We start from the raw sequence: 18,265 nt of genomic DNA, 5'->3' as shown, positions 1-18,265 counted from the left end.
CCCCTGGCCCCCGCCACTCGCCGAGTCGGGCGCCGAGCTGCCCGACCCCGCCGTCCTCGGGGCCCTCCTGCGACGGCACGGCTGGCAGCGGCGCGGGGGAGCGCCGGGACGCTACGGCCGCTGGACCCCGCCCGGATCCGCCGCCGGGGCGACCAGCCTGCTGGTGCCCGAGAGCGCGGCCTTCCCCGACAGCGGGGAGCTGATCGAGGAGGCCCTCGTCGCCCTCGGCCGCAGCGCCGACCCCTCCGCCCGCGACGTCCTCGTCTCCCTCGCCGTGCCCAGCGACGAGATCCACTGGTGGCGCGAGGTCCCCGAGTCGGCGGCCGGAGCGGCCGGCGCCTCCGGCTGGACCGAGGCGGAGGCCCTGCACACGGCGGCCCGGCAAGTCCTCATGGCCGGGGCGCTGGCGGCCCGCGGCCGGGCGGGCTACCACGGGGCGCGACACCGCAGGAAGGCCCGCGCCGCGCTGGACGACGCGCTCATCGGCCCCGACCCCGGCGGCCGCAGCCTCACCGCGTACGTCCCTGTCGCCTCCGGGCGCGCCGTCGCCGTCCAGCTCTGCCACGCCCTGCACGCCACCCGCGAGGCGGTCGACTACCAGCGGGCCACCGGCGGCATGGAGGCCTTCGACAGCGCGATCGCCGCGGGCGTCGGGCGGGAGCTGACCGAGGCGCTGATCGCCCTGGTGCGCGGTTCCGAGGGCGCCGGGGTCGACCTGCGGTGGGCGCCCGCCGCAGGCACCCCGGACGGCTGCCCGGCCCGGCCGGCCCCCGTCGAGTTCTCCCCGGGCGACCTGCCCGCCCTGCACGCCGCCGGAGCCCGCTACCTCCGCGACGAACCCGCCGGGCAGGTCCGGCTGACCGGCGCGGTGGTCCGGCTGCGCCGCTCCGGGCCGCGCGGCGCCGGGATCGTACGGCTGCGGGTGCTGGCGGGGCCGGAGGTCGCGCACGTCGGCGTGGAGCTGGACGAGGAGGCGTACCGGATCGCGGGCCACGCCCACCTCGTGGGGCTGCCGCTGCGGGTGGAGGGACGGCTTGAGCGGCGGGGCGGGTTCCGGCGGCTCACCGGGGCGTCGCAGGTGGCGCCCGTCCAGGTCGAGGAGGCGGAGCGGGACCGGCTGATGAAGGCGCTCCAGGAGAACGTCGACTTCTTCGAGGAGGCGTGCGCGGGGGAGGAGCCGTAGGGCGGCCCGGAAGGCGTTCGCGTCGGGGGCGTACGGCTCGGTACGATTCTCCTTGCCCGTGGACCAGGAAACGGGCATCCCCTCAGTCAGGAGAGACCGGTGTCAGACGTCCGTGTGATCATCCAACGCGATTCCGAGCGGGAAGAGCACGTGGTGACGACGGGCACGACCGCCGGCGAACTCTTCCCCGGACAGCGCACCGTCGTCGCCGCGCGCATCGGCGGCGAGCTGAAGGACCTCTCGTACGAGCTCCAGGACGGCGAGAGCGTCGAGCCGGTGGAGATCTCCTCCGAGGACGGCCTCAACATCCTGCGCCACTCCACCGCGCATGTCATGGCCCAGGCCGTGCAGGAGCTGTTCCCGGAGGCGAAGCTCGGCATCGGCCCGCCGGTCAAGGACGGCTTCTACTACGACTTCGACGTCGAGAAGCCGTTCACCCCCGAGGACCTCAAGGCCATCGAGAAGAAGATGCAGGAGATCCAGAAGCGGGGCCAGAAGTTCTCCCGCCGCGTGGTCTCCGACGAGGCCGCCCGCGAGGAGCTGGCGAACGAGCCGTACAAGCTGGAGCTCATCGGCATCAAGGGCTCCGCCTCCTCGGACGACGGCGCGGACGTCGAGGTGGGCGGCGGCGAGCTGACCATCTACGACAACCTCGACCCCAAGACCGGCGACCTGTGCTGGAAGGACCTCTGCCGGGGTCCGCACCTGCCGACCACCCGGTTCATCCCGGCGTTCAAGCTGATGCGCAACGCGGCGGCCTACTGGCGCGGCAGCGAGAAGAACCCGATGCTCCAGCGCATCTACGGCACCGCCTGGCCGACCAAGGACGAGCTGAAGGCGCACCTGGAGTTCCTGGAGGAGGCCGCCAAGCGCGACCACCGCAAGCTCGGCAACGAGCTGGACCTCTTCTCCTTCCCCGACGAGATCGGCCCCGGCCTCGCGGTCTTCCACCCCAAGGGCGGCGTCATCCGCCGGGCCATGGAGGACTACTCGCGCCGCCGTCACGAGGAGGAGGGCTACGAGTTCGTCTACAGCCCGCACGCCACCAAGGGCAAGCTCTTCGAGAAGTCCGGCCACCTGGACTGGTACGCCGACGGCATGTACCCGCCCATGCAGCTCGACGACGGGGTGGACTACTACCTCAAGCCGATGAACTGCCCGATGCACAACCTGATCTTCGACGCGCGCGGCCGCTCCTACCGCGAACTGCCCCTGCGCCTCTTCGAGTTCGGCACGGTGTACCGGTACGAGAAGTCGGGCGTCGTGCACGGTCTCACCCGTTCGCGCGGCTTCACGCAGGACGACGCGCACATCTACTGCACCAAGGAGCAGATGGCGGAGGAGCTCGACCGCACGCTCACCTTCGTGCTGAACCTGCTCCGCGACTACGGGCTCACCGACTTCTACCTGGAGCTGTCCACCAAGGACCCGGAGAAGTACGTCGGCTCGGACGAGACCTGGGAAGAGGCCACCGAGACGCTCCGTCAGGTCGCCGAGAAGCAGGGCCTGCCCCTGGTCCCGGACCCGGGTGGCGCCGCGTTCTACGGCCCGAAGATCTCCGTGCAGTGCAAGGACGCCATCGGCCGTACCTGGCAGATGTCGACCGTGCAGCTCGACTTCAACCTGCCGGAGCGCTTCGACCTGGAGTACACCGGCCCCGACGGCTCCAAGCAGCGCCCGGTCATGATCCACCGTGCCCTGTTCGGTTCCATCGAGCGCTTCTTCGCCGTGCTCCTGGAGCACTACGCGGGCGCGTTCCCGGTCTGGCTCGCCCCGGTCCAGGCCGTGGGCATCCCGATCGGCGACGCTCACATCCCCTACCTCCAGGAGTTCGCCGCCAAGGCGCGCAAGCAGGGGCTGCGGGTGGACGTGGACGCCTCCTCGGACCGGATGCAGAAGAAGATCCGCAACCAGCAGAAGAACAAGGTCCCGTTCATGATCATCGCCGGTGACGAGGACATGGCCAACGGTGCCGTCTCCTTCCGCTACCGCGACGGTTCGCAGGAGAACGGCATCCCGGTCGACGAGGCCATCGCCAAGATCGCGAAGGCCGTCGAGGACCGCGTACAGGTCTGACCCCGAAGTCGGTCACGGCCCCCGGAGCGCTAACCCCGCTCGGGGGGCCGTTTCTCGTCCTCCCTGGTGAACACCTGGATCAGCCACGACGAGAACGACCCCGTCACCGCCCCCAGCAGCGCCAGACCGCACGCCATCAGCCCCGCCGCGACCGTCCTGCCCCACAGCGTGACCGGTGTGGCGTCCCCGTAGCCGACCGTCGTCAGCGTCGCGCACGCCCACCACACCGCGTCGCCGAACGTACGGATGGAGGCGCCGGGGGCGGTGTGCTCCAGGTGGTAGACCGCGAGCGCGGCGGAGAAGCCGAGCAGGACGGCGGTCAGGCTCGCGTACGCCATCACGCGCGCGTACAGGTCCAGCCGCGGCCGGTCGTGGCGGCGCTGCACCGCCTGGTAGACCTGCACCATCCGCAGCGGGCGCAGCAACGGCAGCAGCAGGACCAGGGTGTCGAGCCAGTGCACGCGCAGGAAGCGCGCGCCCAGGCCGCTGAGCCGCAGCCGGGTGACGTAGTCGACGAGGAAGAGCAGCCAGGTCGACCAGACCAGGATCAGCGCGATGTCGTTCCAGGGCTCGGCCTCGTGCGAGGTCAGCACCCGGAACGCGTACCCCGTCAGGAAGAGCAGCCCCGCCGCGAAGAGCGGAACCTCCGTGCGCTGCTCCCAGCGGGTCAGCCGGACGGGTCGATCGGGGGCGGGTCGGTCGTTCATCGCCTCAGCATCGTGGGCGGCCGAGCGGTGCGCCCCCGGCGACACGCTCCGCCGGGGTGACGCAATATGCTGATCGGCATGACGAGTGAGCCGGAGCAGCAGATCGGCGTGGGGACGCCCGACGCATTCCAGCGCCTGTGGACCCCCCATCGGATGGCGTACATCCAGGGCCAGGACAAGCCGAGCGGCCCGGGCGCCGAGGACGGCTGTCCGTTCTGTTCGATCCCGGCGAAATCCGACGAGGACGGGCTCGTCGTCGCGCGCGGCGAGCACGTCTACGCGGTGCTGAACCTGTATCCGTACAACGGCGGACACCTCATGGTCGTCCCTTACCGGCACGTGGCCGACTACACGGAGCTGGACGGTCCGGAGACGGCCGAGCTGGCGGACTTCACCAAGCGGGCCATGGTCGCGCTGCGGGCGGCCTCCGGGGCGCACGGCTTCAACATCGGCATGAACCAGGGCTCGGTGGCCGGGGCCGGGATCGCCGCGCACCTGCACCAGCACCTGGTGCCGCGCTGGGGCGGGGACACCAACTTCATGCCGGTCATCGGCCACACCAAGGTGCTGCCCCAGCTGCTGGGCGACACCCGGGCGATGCTGGCCGACGCCTGGCCCGCCGCCGTCTAGGACGTCGAACGCGAAGGCCCCCGCCGCGGCGGGGGCCTTCGCCGTACGCGTATCTACGACGCGTCGTACCTACGCGTCGTAGACGTCGGCCTTGCGCGGGGCCGGGTCCTGTACGAGGCCGCTCAGTATGCCCGAGCGGTTGTCGAAGCGCTCCGTGTCGACGCCGTTCTCCGCGAGGACCCGCATCGCCGCCGAGTGGACCGCCCGCAGCACCGGGGTGGCGGCGCGCATCGCGTCGTCCGCCATGAAGCGGTGGTTCCACGGCTTGGCCGCCCATGCGTGCCGCAGCCCGAACGGCTCGGGCAGCACGATCTTGCCGCCCAGGTAGTCCAGCATCGGCGGATACCAGGTGAGGGGAGCCCGCAGCGCGAGCCGGACGACCTCCTTGGCGTCCACCAGCGCCAGCGGGACGTCCCGGGTCTCCCAGAAGCGGACCGTCTTGTTGACCGTCTTCGTCTTCGCCGCCGGCTTGGTGAGGAACAGGCTGTGCACCGGCCCCAGCGCGTGGCCCGTCACCTCGATGCGCAGCGTCTCGTGGAGCACGGTCACGGTGATCATCATGGTGATCACCAACTGGCCGTCCCACAGGGCGAACTGGACGCCCAGGTAGTGCCGGTCGCCGCTGCCGAACTGCTGGTGGTTGCAGATCCGCTGTATCTCGTGGGGCTTCACCTGGAAGGTGGCGACGTCCTCGCCCTCGGGGCGGGTGACGGCGTCGGCGTTCTCCCCGATGGGCGAGACGACCCAGTGCTTCACGGACGGCTTGGGGAAGCCTCCGGTGTTCAGCGGCCCGCGCTCCAGCATCTTCAGCTGGTCGTGGATGATCCGGATCAGGTCCCAGCTGCGGAACTGGTGGATCTCCTTCGTCGGATCCTTCGGCAGCAGCTCCTCGGCCAGTTGCCAGCTGCCCCAGCGGGTGCCCATCCCGAGGACGCCCTTGGGGCCGGCGTAGAAGACGGCGTTCGACTGCTGCTCGGCCGACAGCTTCTCCAGGCCCTGGCGCAGGGCCTCGCGCGCGGTCTCGTTGGGGTTCTTCGGGACCGCCTCGGGGATCTTGGCGATCACCCCGGTGCCCGAGAGAAGGCCCTCCCAGCGGGCCCGCATGTCCCTGGCCGAGGTCTCGGCGATCCGTTTGGCGAGCACCCAGCCGATCACCGGCGCGATGACCGCGCCCCGGAAGTAGAGAGCCCAGAAGCCGTCCAGCGGCAGCTTGACCACCAGGATCAGCGCACCGACTCCGAAGGCGGCCAGCAGCACCGTGCCGACGGCCTTGAACGCCGCGTCGCTGGACTTGTTGAGCATGTCCCGGATCCGGAAGGCGATCACCCAGGCCACCATGCCCGGCAGGAACAGGACGCCGAACACCACGGTCACCAGGGTGAGCCGGGTGTCCCGGGCCTTGCGCAGGTTGTTCGCCGACAGGCAGTGCTCCACCACGGTCTGCGGGTCCGTGCCGAAGGACTGGATCAGCGCCTTGCGGGCGCCGCCCAGCATCCGCTCCTGGACGGCCCGGGCGAACGCCTCGCCGAGATTCGGCTTGAAGTAGTCGGACTTGAAGAGTTTGGAGGAGCCCGGCTTCACCGTTGATTTGTGCCACTCGCTGTTGGCGTCGAGGATCGTCTCCACCGGGCTGTCCCGATACGCCGCCGAGGCCAGGGCATTGGTCGCCACGGTCTGGCTGCCCGAGCCCTGGACCGGGATCTGGGCCCCGGGTGAGAAGTCGAATCCGTCGCTGGCCACCTGTCGCCCCCACTCGCCGCACGTCTGCTCCTGCGGTGTGCCCAACTACCGTACGCGGCATACCTTCTGAGCTGCGACCACAGCGTATCGTCCGGATCACACCACCACCCGTCACCGGCGTGGTCGCGGACGGTGAGTGCGACAGTGCGCCGGTCACGCGCCGGGGGCCCGCCTGCCTGTCTGCGCCGGGGCGGCCGGTTCGCCGGTCATGCGCCGGGTGACCCGTTCGCCTGCTCGGCGCGGACCCGGTCGGCGATCTGCGGCGGCATCGCCTCGTGCCGGGCGTACGCGCGGTCGAAGCGGCCGGTGCCGTGCGACAGGGAGCGCAGGTCCACCGCGTACCGGCCGACCTCGATCTCCGGCACCTCCGCCCGTACGAGCGTGCGCCCGCCCGCACTCTGCTCCGTGCCCACGACCCGGCCCCGCCGCCCCGACAGGTCGCTCATCACCGGGCCCACGTAGTCGTCGGGGACCAGCACGCTCACCTCGCACACCGGCTCCAGGAGCCGGATACGGGACTCGGAGGCGGCCTCGCGCAGCGCGAGAGCCCCGGCGGTCTGGAACGCGGCGTCCGAGGAGTCCACCGAATGCGCCTTGCCGTCCACGAGCGTGACCCGTACGTCGACCAGCGGGTGCCCGGCGGCCAGCCCTTTGGCTGCCTGGGCCCGGACGCCCTTCTCCACCGAGGGGATGAACTGGCGCGGCACCGCACCGCCGACGACCTTGTCGACGAACTCGATGCCGGAGCCCGGCGGCAGCGGCTCCACCTCGATCTCGCAGATCGCGAACTGGCCGTGCCCGCCGGACTGTTTGACGTGCCGTCCGCGCCCGGCGGCCGGCCCGGCGAACGTCTCGCGCAGCGGCACCCGGTGCGGCTCCGCGTCGACCTGGACGCCGTAGCGGTTGCGCAGCCGCTCCAGGGCCACCTCCTGGTGGGCCTCGCCCAGGCACCACAGGACGACCTGGCCGGTGTCCGGGTTCTGTTCGAGGCGCAGCGTCGGGTCCTCGGCGACCAGCCTGGCCAGGCCCTGCGACAGTTTGTCCTCGTCCGCCTTGCCGTGGGCCCGAACCGCCAGCGGAAGCAGCGGGTCCGGCGTCGACCAGGGCTCGATCAGGACCGGGTCGCCGGCCGGGGAGAGGGTGTCGCCGGTCTCCGCCTCGCCGAGCCGGGCCACGCACGCCAGATCGCCCGCGACGCACCGGTCCAGGGCGTTCTGCCGGCGGCCGAACGGTGAGGTGAGCGCCCCGACGCGGATCTCCGCCTCGTGGCAGGGGCGCGGGGCGTGCCCCGTCGCGTCCAGGCCGTGGCCGCACAGGTGCACGGAGTCGTCGGGGCGCAGAGTGCCGGAGAAGACGCGGACCAGCGAGACCCGGCCCACGTACGGGTCGGAGGACGTCTTGACGACCTCGGCGACCAGCGGGCCGTCCGGGTCGCAGACCGGTGCGGGCCGGGGCTTGCCCGACGGGGTGGTGACGACGGGCGGCGTGCGCTCCAGCGGGGTCGGGAAGCCGCGGGTGATCAGCTCCAGCAGCTCGACGGTGCCGATGCCCTGGCGGGCGCCCTCGGCCGCCGGGGCCGCCGTGAGGACGGGGTGGAAGGAGCCCCGGGCGACGGCCCGTTCCAGATCGCCGATCAGCGTCGTGACGTCGATGTCCTCGCCGCCGAGGTAGCGGTCCATGAGGGACTCGTCCTCGCTCTCGGCGATGATCCCCTCGATCAGCCGGTCCCGGGCGGCCCGCAGGGGTTCATCCTGGTCGGGGGCGGGCGGCAGCTCGGTGCGTTCGCCCGAGGAGTGGTCGAGGATCCGCCGGCTCAGCAGCCCGGTGAGGCCGGTCAGCGGGGCGTGCCCGTCCGCACCCTCGGGCCCCAGGACCGGCAGGTACAGCGGCAGTACGGCGTCGGGGTCCTCGCCCCCGAAGTTCTCGGCGCAGATCCGGATCATGTCGTCGAACGAGGTGCGGGCGGTGTCCAGGTGCGTGACGACGATCGCGCGCGGCATGCCGACGAGCGCGCACTCCTCCCAGACGGCCCGGGTGGTCGCGGCCACCGACTCCGCCTCCTGGGCCGCCGAGACGACGAAGAGGGCCGCGTCCGCTGCGCGCAGACCGGCCCGCAGCTCCCCGACGAAGTCCGCGTAGCCGGGGGTGTCCAGCAGATTGATCTTGCAGCCGTCCCAGGCCACCGGGACCAGCGAGAGCTGTACGGAACGCCGTCGCCGCTGCTCGATCTCGTCGTAGTCGGAGACGGTCGCCCCGTCCTCGACCCGGCCGGCCCGGTTCACCGCCCCCGCCGTCAGGGCCAGCGCCTCGACCAGGGTGGTCTTGCCCGATCCGCTGGGGCCGACCAGCACCACGTTCCGTACGACGGAGGGGTGGCCGGCCGTCGGTGCCCCTCCGGCGGCTCCGGGGTGTGCGTGTGCCTTGTCGCCCATGGTGCGTGCCTCCCGGTCGATGGCGCGGTGCGGGGGAGGGCGACCGCGCGCGGAGCAGCGGTGGTCACGGGGGGGCGGAGAGGCCGCCGCGGCGGTCTCGGCGACGCCCGCGGTCCTTCGAGCTTGGCACCGCGGCGGGGCCTCGTCCATAGGTCGCGCACGGGCGCCGTCCGGCCGGGGCCGGATCCCGGGGGACACCCGGCGGGTGCCCGTCCGGTGGAAGGCACCGGCGGTGACTACGATGGGCCAGCCGGTGGCCGAAGGGGCCGCCCGGCGAACCGAACCCTCGGGAAGGCCATGCTGAACAAGTACGCGCGTGCATTCTTCACGCGTGTCCTCACACCGTTCGCCGCTCTGCTGCTCCGTCTCGGGGTCAGCCCCGACGCGGTCACTCTCATCGGCACGGCCGGAGTGATGGCAGGTGCGCTGGTCTTTTTCCCGATGGGGGAGTTCTTCTGGGGCACGATCGTCATCACGATCTTCGTCTTCTCCGACCTCGTCGACGGCAACATGGCGCGGCAGGCCGGGATCTCCAGCCGGTGGGGCGCGTTCCTCGACTCGACGCTGGACCGGGTCGCCGACGGCGCGATCTTCGCCGGCTTCGCCCTCTGGTACGCGGGCAGCGGCGACGACAACATCCTCTGCGCCGTCGCGATCTTCTGCCTGGCCAGCGGCCAGGTGGTCTCGTACACGAAGGCGCGCGGCGAGTCGATCGGCCTGCCGGTGGCGGTCAACGGCCTGGTGGAGCGCGCCGAGCGGCTGGTGATCTCGCTGGTCGCCGCCGGTCTCGCCGGACTGCACACGTTCGGCGTGCCGCACATCGACGTCCTGCTCCCGATCGCGCTGTGGATCGTCGCCGTGGGCAGCCTCGTCACGCTGATCCAGCGGGTGGTGACCGTACGCCGCGAGTCGGCCGAGGCGGATGCCGCCGAGGCCGCGAACGGGGGCCCGGTCGCTTCGGGCCCCGCGTCGGGCCAGGGGAGCGAGGCCGACCGGTGAGCGCGGGCGCGTCCGACCTGAAGGGCCGGCTCACCGACGGGCTGTACGGACTGGGCTGGAGCGCGGTCAAGACGCTGCCCGAGCCCGCCGCCGCCCGCCTCTTCCGCACCATCGCCGACCAGGTCTGGAAGCGGCGCGGCAAGAGCGTGCTGCGCCTGGAGTCCAACCTGGCGCGGGTCGTCCCCGACGCCGGCCCGGAGCGGCTGGCCGAGCTGTCCAAGGCCGGGATGCGCTCGTACATGCGCTACTGGATGGAGTCGTTCCGGCTGCCGACCTGGACCCCGGAGCGCATCAAGGCGAGCATCGACGTCAAGGACGCCCACCACCTCACCGAGGGCCTGGACGCCGGGAACGGCGTGATCATCGCCCTGCCGCACCTCGGCAACTGGGACCTGGCCGGAGCCTGGGTCACCACCGACCTGAAGGTCCCCTTCACCACCGTCGCCGAACGGCTGGAGCCCGCGACGCTCTACGACCGGTTCGTCGCCTACCGCGAGGGCCTCGGCATGGAGGTCCTGCCGCACAGCGGCGGGGCCGCGTTCGGGACGCTGGCCCGGCGGCTGCGCGCGGGCGGCCTGGTCTGCCTGGTCGCGGACCGGGACCTGTCCGCGTCCGGCGTCGAGGTGTCGTTCTTCGGCTCCACCGCCAGGATGCCCGCGGGCCCGGCGCTGCTCGCCCAGCAGACGGGCGCGCTGCTGATGCCGGTGACGCTCTGGTACGACGGCACGCCGGTGATGAAGGCGCGCGTCCACCCGGCGGTCGAGGCGCCGACGGAAGGCACCCGCACCGAGAAGACCTCCGCCATGACGCAGGCGCTCGCCGACGCCTTCGCCGGCGGGATCGCCGAGCACCCGGAGGACTGGCACATGCTCCAGCGGCTCTGGCTGGACGACCTGGACCCCCGGGGGGCACCGAAGTGAAGATCGGCATCGTCTGCCCGTACTCCTGGGACGTCCCCGGCGGCGTGCAGTTCCACATCCGAGACCTCGCCGAACACCTGATCCGGCTCGGCCACGAGGTCTCCGTCCTGGCCCCCGCCGACGACGAGACACCGCTGCCGCCGTACGTCGTCTCGGCGGGCCGGGCCGTCCCGGTCCCGTACAACGGCTCGGTTGCCCGGCTGAACTTCGGCTTCCTGTCGGCGGCCCGGGTCCGGCGCTGGCTGCACGACGGCACCTTCGACGTGATCCACATCCACGAGCCGACCTCCCCGTCGCTGGGGCTGCTGGCCTGCTGGGCGGCGCAGGGGCCGATCGTGGCCACCTTCCACACCTCCAACCCGCGCTCCCGGGCGATGATCGCCGCGTACCCGATCCTGCAGCCCGCGCTGGAGAAGATCAGCGCCCGGATCGCGGTCAGCGAGTACGCCCGGCGCACCCTGGTCGAGCACCTCGGCGGCGACGCCGTCGTCATCCCCAACGGCGTCGACGTCGGCTTCTTCGCCGACGCCGAGCCCAAGGCCGAGTGGCAGGGGCAGACGCTCGGCTTCATCGGCCGCATCGACGAGCCCCGCAAGGGCCTGCCCGTCCTGATGAAGGCGCTGCCCGCGATCCTCGCCGCCCGCCCCGAGGCCCGCCTGCTGGTCGCCGGGCGCGGCGACGAGGAGGAGGCGGTGGTGTCCCTGCCGAAGGAGCTGCGCGAGCGCGTCGAGTTCCTCGGCATGGTCAGCGACGAGGACAAGGCCCGGCTGCTGCGCAGCGTCGACGTGTACGTGGCCCCCAACACCGGCGGCGAGAGCTTCGGGATCATCCTGGTCGAGGCGCTGTCGGCCGGAGCGCCGGTCCTCGCGAGCGACCTGGACGCCTTCGCGCAGGTCCTGGACCAGGGGGCGGCGGGCGACCTGTTCGCCAACGAGGACGCCGACGCGCTGGCCGAGGCCGCGATCCGGCTGCTGGGCGACCCGGAGCGCCGCGAGGGCCTGCGCGAGCGCGGCGGAGCCCACGTACGGCGCTTCGACTGGACGACGGTGGGGGCCGACATCCTCGCGGTGTACGAGACGGTGACCGACGGGGCCGCCTCGGTCGCGGCGGACGAACGCCCGGGGCTGCGGTCCCGGTTCGGGCTGGCCAGGGACTGAGGGCCGGGCGCCCGCGCCTGACGGTGGCGCGGGCCGGGCCCCGTACGCGGCCTCGGGCGTCGTCCCGTTGAAGCCGGGGGCCGCCGGCGACGGTAGCGTGTGGGCCCGTGACCGTAACCCTCATCGTCTGGATCGTCCTCGCCGTCATCGCGATCGGCGTGTACCTCAGCTGGACCGCCGGCCGCCTCGACCGCCTGCACTCCCGGATCGACGCCGCCCGCGCCGCCCTCGACGCCCAACTGCTGCGCCGCGCCTCGGTCACCCAGGAGCTGGCCACCTCAGGCGTCCTGGACCCGGCCGCCTCGATCGTCCTGTACGAGGCCGCGCACGCCGCCCGGCAAGCCGAGGAGGACCACCGCGAGGTCGCCGAGAGCGAGTTGAGCACCGCCCTGCGCGCCGTCTTCGGCGAACCGGCCCAGGTCGACGCGGTGAAGGAGATCCCCGGCGGCGTCGAGGCGGCCACCGAACTGGCCGCCGCCGTACGCCGCGTGCCCATGGCCCGTCGCTTCCACAACGACGCCGTACGCGCCGCCCGCGCGCTGCGTCGGCACCGTACCGTCCGGCTCTTCCGGCTCGCCGGGCACGCGCCGTTCCCGCTCGCCTTCGAGATGGACGACGCCCCGCCGGTGGCCCTCGCGGACCGCCCGGGCACCTGAGCGGGAGCACGATCCCAGGCCAAAACGATCCACGGCCTGTTCATTGGCCCTTGCTGTGGCCTGCTTCCACAGCGTTTGCTCGGCGATGCAGTATCCAGCGTCTTTCACCGAGTGAGGTCCCGTGTCCACGCTTCCCAGCACCCCGCAGTCCGCCGAGTCCCCCGCCACCGGCACCGCCCGCGTCAAGCGCGGCATGGCCGAGCAGCTCAAGGGCGGCGTGATCATGGACGTCGTCGACGCCGAGCAGGCGAAGATCGCCGAGGACGCGGGCGCCGTGGCCGTCATGGCCCTGGAGCGGGTGCCGGCCGACATCCGCAAGGACGGCGGCGTGGCCCGGATGTCCGACCCCAACATGATCGAGGAGATCATCGGGGCCGTCTCCATCCCGGTCATGGCCAAGTCCCGCATCGGCCACTTCGTCGAGGCCCAGGTCCTCCAGTCCCTCGGTGTCGACTACATCGACGAGTCCGAGGTCCTCACCCCGGCCGACGAGGTCAACCACAGCGACAAGTTCGCCTTCACCACCCCCTTCGTCTGCGGCGCCACCAACCTGGGCGAGGCCCTGCGCCGCATCGCCGAGGGCGCGGCCATGATCCGCTCGAAGGGCGAGGCCGGCACCGGCAACGTCGTCGAGGCCGTCCGCCACCTCCGCCAGATCAAGAACGAGATCGCGCGTCTGCGCGGCTTCGACAACAACGAGCTGTACGCCGCCGCCAAGGACCTCCGCGCCCCCTACGAGCTGGTCAAGGAGGTCGCGGAGCTGGGCAAGCTGCCCGTCGTGCTGTTCTCCGCCGGTGGCGTCGCCACCCCGGCCGACGCCGCGCTGATGCGCCAGCTCGGCGCCGAGGGCGTCTTCGTCGGCTCCGGCATCTTCAAGTCCGGCGACCCGGCCAAGCGCGCCGCCGCCATCGTGAAGGCCACCACCTTCTACGACGACCCCAAGGTCATCGCGGACGCCTCCCGCAACCTGGGCGAGGCCATGGTCGGCATCAACTGCGACACGCTGCCCGAGTCCGAGCGCTATGCCAACCGCGGCTGGTAACCACTGATGAGCGACACCCCCCTGATCGGCGTCCTGGCTCTCCAGGGTGACGTGCGGGAGCATCTGATCGCCCTGGCCTCGGCGGACGCCGTGGCCAGGCCGGTCCGGCGCCCCGAGGAGCTCGCCGAGGTGGACGGCCTGGTCATCCCGGGCGGCGAGTCCACCACCATGTCCAAACTGGCCGTGCTCTTCGGCATGATGGAGTCGCTGCGCGAACGGGTCCGGGCCGGGATGCCGGTCTACGGCACCTGCGCCGGGATGATCCTTCTCGCGGAGAAGATCCTCGACCCCCGCTCGGGCCAGGAGACCCTCGGCGGCATCGACATGATCGTGCGGCGCAATGCCTTCGGCCGGCAGAACGAGTCGTTCGAGGCCGCGGTCGAGGTCGGCGGCGTCGAAGGCGGCCCGGTGGACGGTGTGTTCATCCGTGCGCCCTGGGTCGAGTCCGTCGGGGCCGAGACCGAGGTCATCGCCGAACACGGCGGGCACATCGTGGCGGTACGGCAGAAAAACGCCCTCGCCACCTCGTTCCACCCCGAACTGACCGGCGACCATCGCGTGCACGCTCTGTTCGTGGACATGGTGCGCGCAGTGAAGTGAGCGGACCCCGGTAGGATCTCTCGGGTTCGACTCGATTTTGGTGACGCGAAGGAGAAGGCAGATGTCCGGCCACTCTAAATGGGCTACGACGAAGCACAAGAAGGCCGTGATTGACGCCAAGCGCGGCAAGCTCTTCGCGAAGCTGATCAAGAACATCGAGGTCGCGGCCCGCTCCGGCGGCGTCGACCCCGACGGCAACCCCACGCTCGTCGACGCCATCCAGAAGGCGAAGAAGAGCTCCGTCCCGAACAAGAACATCGACTCCGCGGTCAAGCGCGGCGGCGGTCTCGAAGCGGGCGGCGCCGACTACGAGACGATCATGTACGAGGGTTACGGCCCCAACGGTGTCGCGGTGCTCATCGAGTGCCTCACCGACAACCGCAACCGTGCCGCGTCCGACGTACGTGTCGCCATGACCCGGAACGGCGGCTCGATGGCCGACCCGGGCTCCGTCTCGTACCTGTTCAACCGCAAGGGCGTCGTGATCCTGCCCAAGGGCGAGCTGACCGAGGACGACGTCCTCGGCGCGGTCCTCGACGCGGGCGCCGAGGAGGTCAACGACCTCGGCGAGACCTTCGAGGTGGTCAGCGAGGCCACCGACATGGTCGCGGTGCGCACCGCGCTCCAGGAGGCGGGCATCGACTACGACTCCGCCGAGGCCAACTTCCTGCCGACCATGCAGGTCGAGCTGGACGAAGAGGGCGCACGCAAGATCTTCAAGCTCATCGACGCGCTGGAGGACAGCGACGACGTGCAGAACGTCTTCGCCAACTTCGACGTGTCCGACGAGGTCATGGAGAAGGTCGACGCCTGACGGCACGGCCGCACGGCCAGGCGCGGCGGGCCGACGGGGCACTCCCCGTCGGCCCGTCGTCCTGTGGTGACGCGGTGTTGTCGTTACGGGGCTTTGTCAGTGCGAGCCGATAGCCTGCGGGAACAGATGATCGAGCGGGCGCGGTGCGCGCCGTCGACGGGCTGAGGACAGGGGGGCTCCATGCGGGTTCTGGGCATCGACCCGGGGCTGACCCGGTGCGGCGTCGGCGTGGTCGAAGGCGTCGCGGGACGACCGCTGACCATGATCGGCGTCGGCGTCGTGCGCACTTCCTCCGACGCGGAGCTGGGCGACCGGCTCGTCGCCGTCGAGCGCGGCATCGAGCAGTGGCTCGACGAGCACGATCCGGGTTACGTGGCCGTGGAGCGGGTCTTCGCCCAGCACAACGTCCGTACGGTCATGGGCACCGCCCAGGCCAGCGCGGTCGCGATGCTCTGCGCCGCCCGCCGAGGCATCCCCGTCGCCCTGCACACCCCCAGCGAGGTCAAGGCGGCCGTCACCGGCTCCGGCCGCGCGGACAAGGCCCAGGTCGGCGCGATGGTGACCCGGCTGCTGCGGCTGGACGCCCCGCCCAAGCCCGCCGACGCCGCCGACGCCCTGGCCCTCGCCATCTGCCACATCTGGCGCGCCCCCGCGCAGAACCGGCTCCAGCAGGCCGTCGCCGCCCACCGCCGGACGCCCGGCGCACCCCGGGCGTCCGGCGCTTCTCGTACGCCCGGTGTCTCCCGTACGCCCGGCGCCCCGGGCACCTCCGCAACGCCTCGCACGCTGAAAGGCCGTACCGCATGATCGCCTTCGTCTCCGGCCCGGTGGCCGCTCTCGCCCCGACCACGGCCGTCATCGAGGTCGGCGGCATCGGCATGGCCGTCCAGTGCACCCCGCACACCCTCGCCGACCTGCGCGTCGGCAAGGAGGCCCGGCTCGCCACCTCCCTCGTCGTCCGCGAGGACTCCCTCACGCTGTACGGCTTCGCCGACGACGACGAGCGGCAGGTGTTCGAGCTGCTCCAGACCGCCAGCGGCGTCGGCCCCCGCCTCGCCCAGGCGATGCTCGCCACCCACAGCCCCGACGCCCTGCGCCTCGCGGTCTCCACCGGCGACGAGAAGGCGCTCACCGCCGTCTCCGGCATCGGCAAGAAGGGCGCCCAGAAGCTGCTTCTGGAGCTCAAGGACCGGCTCGGCGAACCGGTCGGCGCGCACATCGGCCAGCAGGGCATCGGCACCCCCGTGACCTCCGGCTGGCGCGACCAGCTCCAGGCCGCCCTGATCGGCCTCGGCTACGCGAGCCGCGAGGCCGACGAGGCCGTCAACGCCGTCGCCCCGCAGGCCGAGGCCGCCGTCGCCGAGGGCACCGTACCCCCCGTGCCGCAGCTGCTGCGGGCCGCCCTGCAGACTCTCAACCGCGCCCGCTGACCGGCACCGAACCACCGAAGAGGCCCTTGATGAACTGGGACGAGACCGGACCCGAGACCGACGAGCCGACCGGCCCGGTCTTCGACGACCGGCTGGTCGACGCGGACGCGGACGGCGAGGACACCGCGGTCGAGGCGGCCCTGCGCCCCAAGGACCTGGAGGAGTTCGTCGGCCAGGAGAAGGTCCGCGAACAGCTCGACCTGGTCCTCAAGGCGGCCCGCGCCCGCGGCGCCACCGCCGACCACGTGCTGCTCTCCGGCGCCCCCGGCCTCGGCAAGACCACCCTCTCGATGATCATCGCCGCCGAGATGAACGCCCCGATCCGCATCACCTCCGGCCCCGCCATCCAGCACGCCGGCGACCTCGCGGCGATCCTCTCCTCCCTCCAGGAGGGCGAGGTCCTCTTCCTCGACGAGATCCACCGCATGTCCCGGCCCGCCGAGGAGATGCTCTACATGGCGATGGAGGACTTCCGCGTCGACGTCATCGTCGGCAAGGGCCCCGGCGCCACCGCGATCCCGCTGGAGCTGCCCCCCTTCACCCTGGTCGGGGCCACCACCCGGGCCGGTCTGCTCCCGCCCCCGCTGCGCGACCGCTTCGGCTTCACCGGGCACATGGAGTTCTACGCCCCCGCCGAGCTGGAGCGCGTCATCCACCGCTCCGCCCGCCTCCTGGACGTCGAGATCGACGTCGAGGGCGCCGCCGAGATCGCCGGACGCTCCCGCGGCACCCCCCGTATCGCCAACCGTCTGCTGCGCCGCGTCCGCGACTACGCCCAGGTCAAGGCGGAGGGAGCCATCGACCGGGAGATCGCCGCGGCGGCCCTCAAGGTGTACGAGGTCGACGCCCGCGGACTCGACCGGCTGGACCGTGCCGTCCTCGGCGCCCTGCTGAAACTCTTCGGCGGCGGCCCGGTCGGCCTGTCCACCCTGGCGGTCGCCGTGGGGGAGGAGCGCGAGACCGTCGAGGAGGTCGCCGAGCCCTTCCTCGTACGGGAAGGACTGCTGGCCAGGACCCCGCGCGGCCGGGTCGCCACCCCTGCGGCCTGGGCCCACCTGGGACTGGTCCCGCCGCAGCACGGCGTAAAGGGACAACAGGGTCTGTTCGGGGCGTGATACGTCACAGGTTCGCTCGGACAGGAACCTGGGTGCCATGCTGGGCGTTGTTCCATCGATGCGGACTCATCTAGACTCCGCCGATGCCGCCCTAACCGGTCGGTGTACCCACCCCCGTATATATGAGGCCGCATTCCAGTCGCGGTCGTGCGAAGGAATTCCCGTCCCGTGGATCTCATCACTCTCCTCCCCTTCATCGTGCTCATCGGGGCCATGTTCCTGATGACCCGCTCCGCCAAGAAGAAGCAGGCGGCGGCCGCGCAGATGCGCAACGACATGCAGCCCGGTACCGGCGTCCGCACGATCGGGGGCATGTACGCGACCGTGAAGGAAGTCCACGACGACACCGTGCTCCTCGAGGTCGCCCCCGGCGTGCACGCCGTCTACGCGAAGAACTCGATCGGCGCCGTCCTGGACGACGCGGAGTACAACCGCATCGTCCACGGCGACGAGCAGGAGCTGGACACCGACGGCACCGTCGTCCCGGACGACGCCTCCTCGCTGACCAGTGACGCCGAGGCCCCCGAGGTCGCCAAGATCGACCTGGGCAAGGACGACGCGGCCGACGACGCCGAGACCGAGGACGCCACGGCCAAGGACGTCAAGGACGCCAAGGACGCCAAGGGCGAGGGCAAGACCGACGGCGACGCCGACTCCAAGTAGTTCTCACGACCCCGGGGGCGGGGGGGGGGCCCCCCCCCCCCCCCCCCCCGCCCCGGCCGGGGGGGGGGGGGGGGGGCGGGGGCCACGACCCACAGAGACGG

Annotated in this window: 17 protein-coding genes; 14 read left to right on the top strand and 3 right to left on the bottom strand. The window is 71.9% G+C overall.

What is annotated here, in order from left to right:
* Together JS521_RS13040 and thrS are read left to right on the top strand one after the other, a co-directional pair.
* On the top strand, positions 1–1,183 hold a 1,183-nt coding region (locus JS521_RS13040), incomplete at its 5' end, for a hypothetical protein (RefSeq protein ID WP_205083012.1).
* A 99-nt stretch (positions 1,184–1,282) separates the two neighbouring features.
* Positions 1,283–3,259 (top strand): threonine--tRNA ligase, encoded by a 1,977-nt coding sequence (gene thrS / locus JS521_RS13035; RefSeq protein WP_205083011.1) that lies wholly within the window; start codon positions 1,283–1,285, stop codon positions 3,257–3,259.
* A 29-nt stretch (positions 3,260–3,288) separates the two neighbouring features.
* Here the strand turns inward: thrS and JS521_RS13030 are convergent, their stop codons facing one another.
* The gene (locus JS521_RS13030) at positions 3,289–3,966 is read right to left on the bottom strand and encodes a potassium channel family protein (RefSeq protein WP_205083010.1); all 678 of its coding nucleotides are present in this window, start codon (positions 3,964–3,966) and stop codon (positions 3,289–3,291) included.
* A gap of 66 nt (positions 3,967–4,032) precedes the next feature.
* Here JS521_RS13030 and JS521_RS13025 point away from each other — a divergent pair, with 66 nt between their 5' ends.
* On the top strand, positions 4,033–4,596 hold the full coding sequence (locus JS521_RS13025) for an HIT family protein (protein ID WP_010057277.1): 564 nt from the start codon (positions 4,033–4,035) through the stop codon (positions 4,594–4,596).
* A gap of 69 nt (positions 4,597–4,665) precedes the next feature.
* Here JS521_RS13025 and JS521_RS13020 read toward each other — a convergent pair whose 3' ends face one another.
* Positions 4,666–6,336: an AbeC-like domain-containing protein gene (locus tag JS521_RS13020; protein WP_205083009.1), complete on the bottom strand. Its 1,671-nt coding sequence runs from the start codon at positions 6,334–6,336 to the stop codon at positions 4,666–4,668.
* Positions 6,337–6,542: 206 nt separating this feature from the next.
* Positions 6,543–8,768, bottom strand: a complete 2,226-nt coding sequence (locus tag JS521_RS13015) for an elongation factor G-like protein EF-G2 (protein WP_205083008.1) — start codon at positions 8,766–8,768, stop codon at positions 6,543–6,545.
* 297 nt (positions 8,769–9,065) lie between these two features.
* Here JS521_RS13015 and pgsA point away from each other — a divergent pair, with 297 nt between their 5' ends.
* The 11 genes from pgsA to yajC all read left to right on the top strand — a co-directional run bounded on the left by pgsA (position 9,066) and on the right by yajC (position 18,164).
* Positions 9,066–9,767, top strand: a complete 702-nt coding sequence (gene pgsA / locus JS521_RS13010) for a phosphatidylinositol phosphate synthase (RefSeq protein ID WP_205083007.1) — start codon at positions 9,066–9,068, stop codon at positions 9,765–9,767.
* Entirely contained in the window at positions 9,764–10,687 is a 924-nt protein-coding gene (locus tag JS521_RS13005) for a phosphatidylinositol mannoside acyltransferase (protein ID WP_205083006.1), read from the top strand. The genes pgsA and JS521_RS13005 overlap by 4 nt, the downstream gene beginning before the upstream one ends.
* Positions 10,684–11,844, top strand: coding sequence for a glycosyltransferase family 4 protein (locus JS521_RS13000; protein WP_205083004.1), 1,161 nt, complete (start codon positions 10,684–10,686; stop codon positions 11,842–11,844). Before JS521_RS13005 ends, JS521_RS13000 begins: the two co-directional genes overlap by 4 nt.
* A gap of 107 nt (positions 11,845–11,951) precedes the next feature.
* Positions 11,952–12,500 carry a hypothetical protein gene (locus JS521_RS12995; RefSeq protein ID WP_205083003.1) on the top strand — a complete coding sequence of 183 codons (549 nt, stop codon included), beginning with the start codon at positions 11,952–11,954 and terminating at the stop codon, positions 12,498–12,500.
* A 121-nt stretch (positions 12,501–12,621) separates the two neighbouring features.
* Complete coding sequence (pdxS, locus tag JS521_RS12990; RefSeq protein ID WP_003970325.1) at positions 12,622–13,542, top strand: pyridoxal 5'-phosphate synthase lyase subunit PdxS; 921 nt, start codon at positions 12,622–12,624, stop codon at positions 13,540–13,542.
* A gap of 6 nt (positions 13,543–13,548) precedes the next feature.
* On the top strand, positions 13,549–14,142 hold the full coding sequence (pdxT, locus tag JS521_RS12985) for a pyridoxal 5'-phosphate synthase glutaminase subunit PdxT (protein WP_205083001.1): 594 nt from the start codon (positions 13,549–13,551) through the stop codon (positions 14,140–14,142).
* Positions 14,143–14,203: 61 nt separating this feature from the next.
* Positions 14,204–14,956: a YebC/PmpR family DNA-binding transcriptional regulator gene (locus JS521_RS12980; RefSeq protein ID WP_205083000.1), complete on the top strand. Its 753-nt coding sequence runs from the start codon at positions 14,204–14,206 to the stop codon at positions 14,954–14,956.
* A 180-nt stretch (positions 14,957–15,136) separates the two neighbouring features.
* Positions 15,137–15,763 carry a crossover junction endodeoxyribonuclease RuvC gene (gene ruvC / locus JS521_RS12975; protein ID WP_205082998.1) on the top strand — a complete coding sequence of 209 codons (627 nt, stop codon included), beginning with the start codon at positions 15,137–15,139 and terminating at the stop codon, positions 15,761–15,763.
* Positions 15,760–16,386 (top strand): Holliday junction branch migration protein RuvA, encoded by a 627-nt coding sequence (gene ruvA / locus JS521_RS12970; protein WP_205082997.1) that lies wholly within the window; start codon positions 15,760–15,762, stop codon positions 16,384–16,386. The genes ruvC and ruvA overlap by 4 nt, the downstream gene beginning before the upstream one ends.
* 29 nt (positions 16,387–16,415) lie before the next feature.
* Positions 16,416–17,501, top strand: coding sequence for a Holliday junction branch migration DNA helicase RuvB (ruvB, locus tag JS521_RS12965; protein WP_205082995.1), 1,086 nt, complete (start codon positions 16,416–16,418; stop codon positions 17,499–17,501).
* A 168-nt stretch (positions 17,502–17,669) separates the two neighbouring features.
* A complete protein-coding gene (gene yajC, locus JS521_RS12960) occupies positions 17,670–18,164 on the top strand; it encodes a preprotein translocase subunit YajC (RefSeq protein ID WP_205082993.1) in 495 nt (164 codons plus the stop codon).
* The last annotated feature ends 101 nt before the right edge of the window (positions 18,165–18,265 follow it).

It is taken from the genome of Streptomyces durocortorensis (assembly GCF_016901035.1).
Taxonomy (GTDB): Bacteria; Actinomycetota; Actinomycetes; order Streptomycetales; family Streptomycetaceae; genus Streptomyces; species Streptomyces durocortorensis.
The sequence above is the reverse complement of the archived record's forward strand: the minus strand, read 5'-3'. Positions and strand labels throughout refer to the sequence as shown.

Bases quoted from the DNA above. Each gene is read 5' to 3' on its own strand.
- JS521_RS13030 (WP_205083010.1), bottom strand. From the start codon at position 3,966: ATGAACGACCGACCCGCCCCCGATCGACCCGTCCGGCTGACCCGCTGG.
- JS521_RS13025 (WP_010057277.1), top strand. From the start codon at position 4,033: ATGCTGATCGGCATGACGAGTGAGCCGGAGCAGCAGATCGGCGTGGGG.
- JS521_RS13015 (WP_205083008.1), bottom strand. From the start codon at position 8,768: ATGGGCGACAAGGCACACGCACACCCCGGAGCCGCCGGAGGGGCACCG.
- pgsA (WP_205083007.1), top strand. From the start codon at position 9,066: ATGCTGAACAAGTACGCGCGTGCATTCTTCACGCGTGTCCTCACACCG.
- pdxT (WP_205083001.1), top strand. From the start codon at position 13,549: ATGAGCGACACCCCCCTGATCGGCGTCCTGGCTCTCCAGGGTGACGTG.
- JS521_RS12980 (WP_205083000.1), top strand. From the start codon at position 14,204: ATGTCCGGCCACTCTAAATGGGCTACGACGAAGCACAAGAAGGCCGTG.
- ruvC (WP_205082998.1), top strand. From the start codon at position 15,137: ATGCGGGTTCTGGGCATCGACCCGGGGCTGACCCGGTGCGGCGTCGGC.
- ruvA (WP_205082997.1), top strand. From the start codon at position 15,760: ATGATCGCCTTCGTCTCCGGCCCGGTGGCCGCTCTCGCCCCGACCACG.
- ruvB (WP_205082995.1), top strand. From the start codon at position 16,416: ATGAACTGGGACGAGACCGGACCCGAGACCGACGAGCCGACCGGCCCG.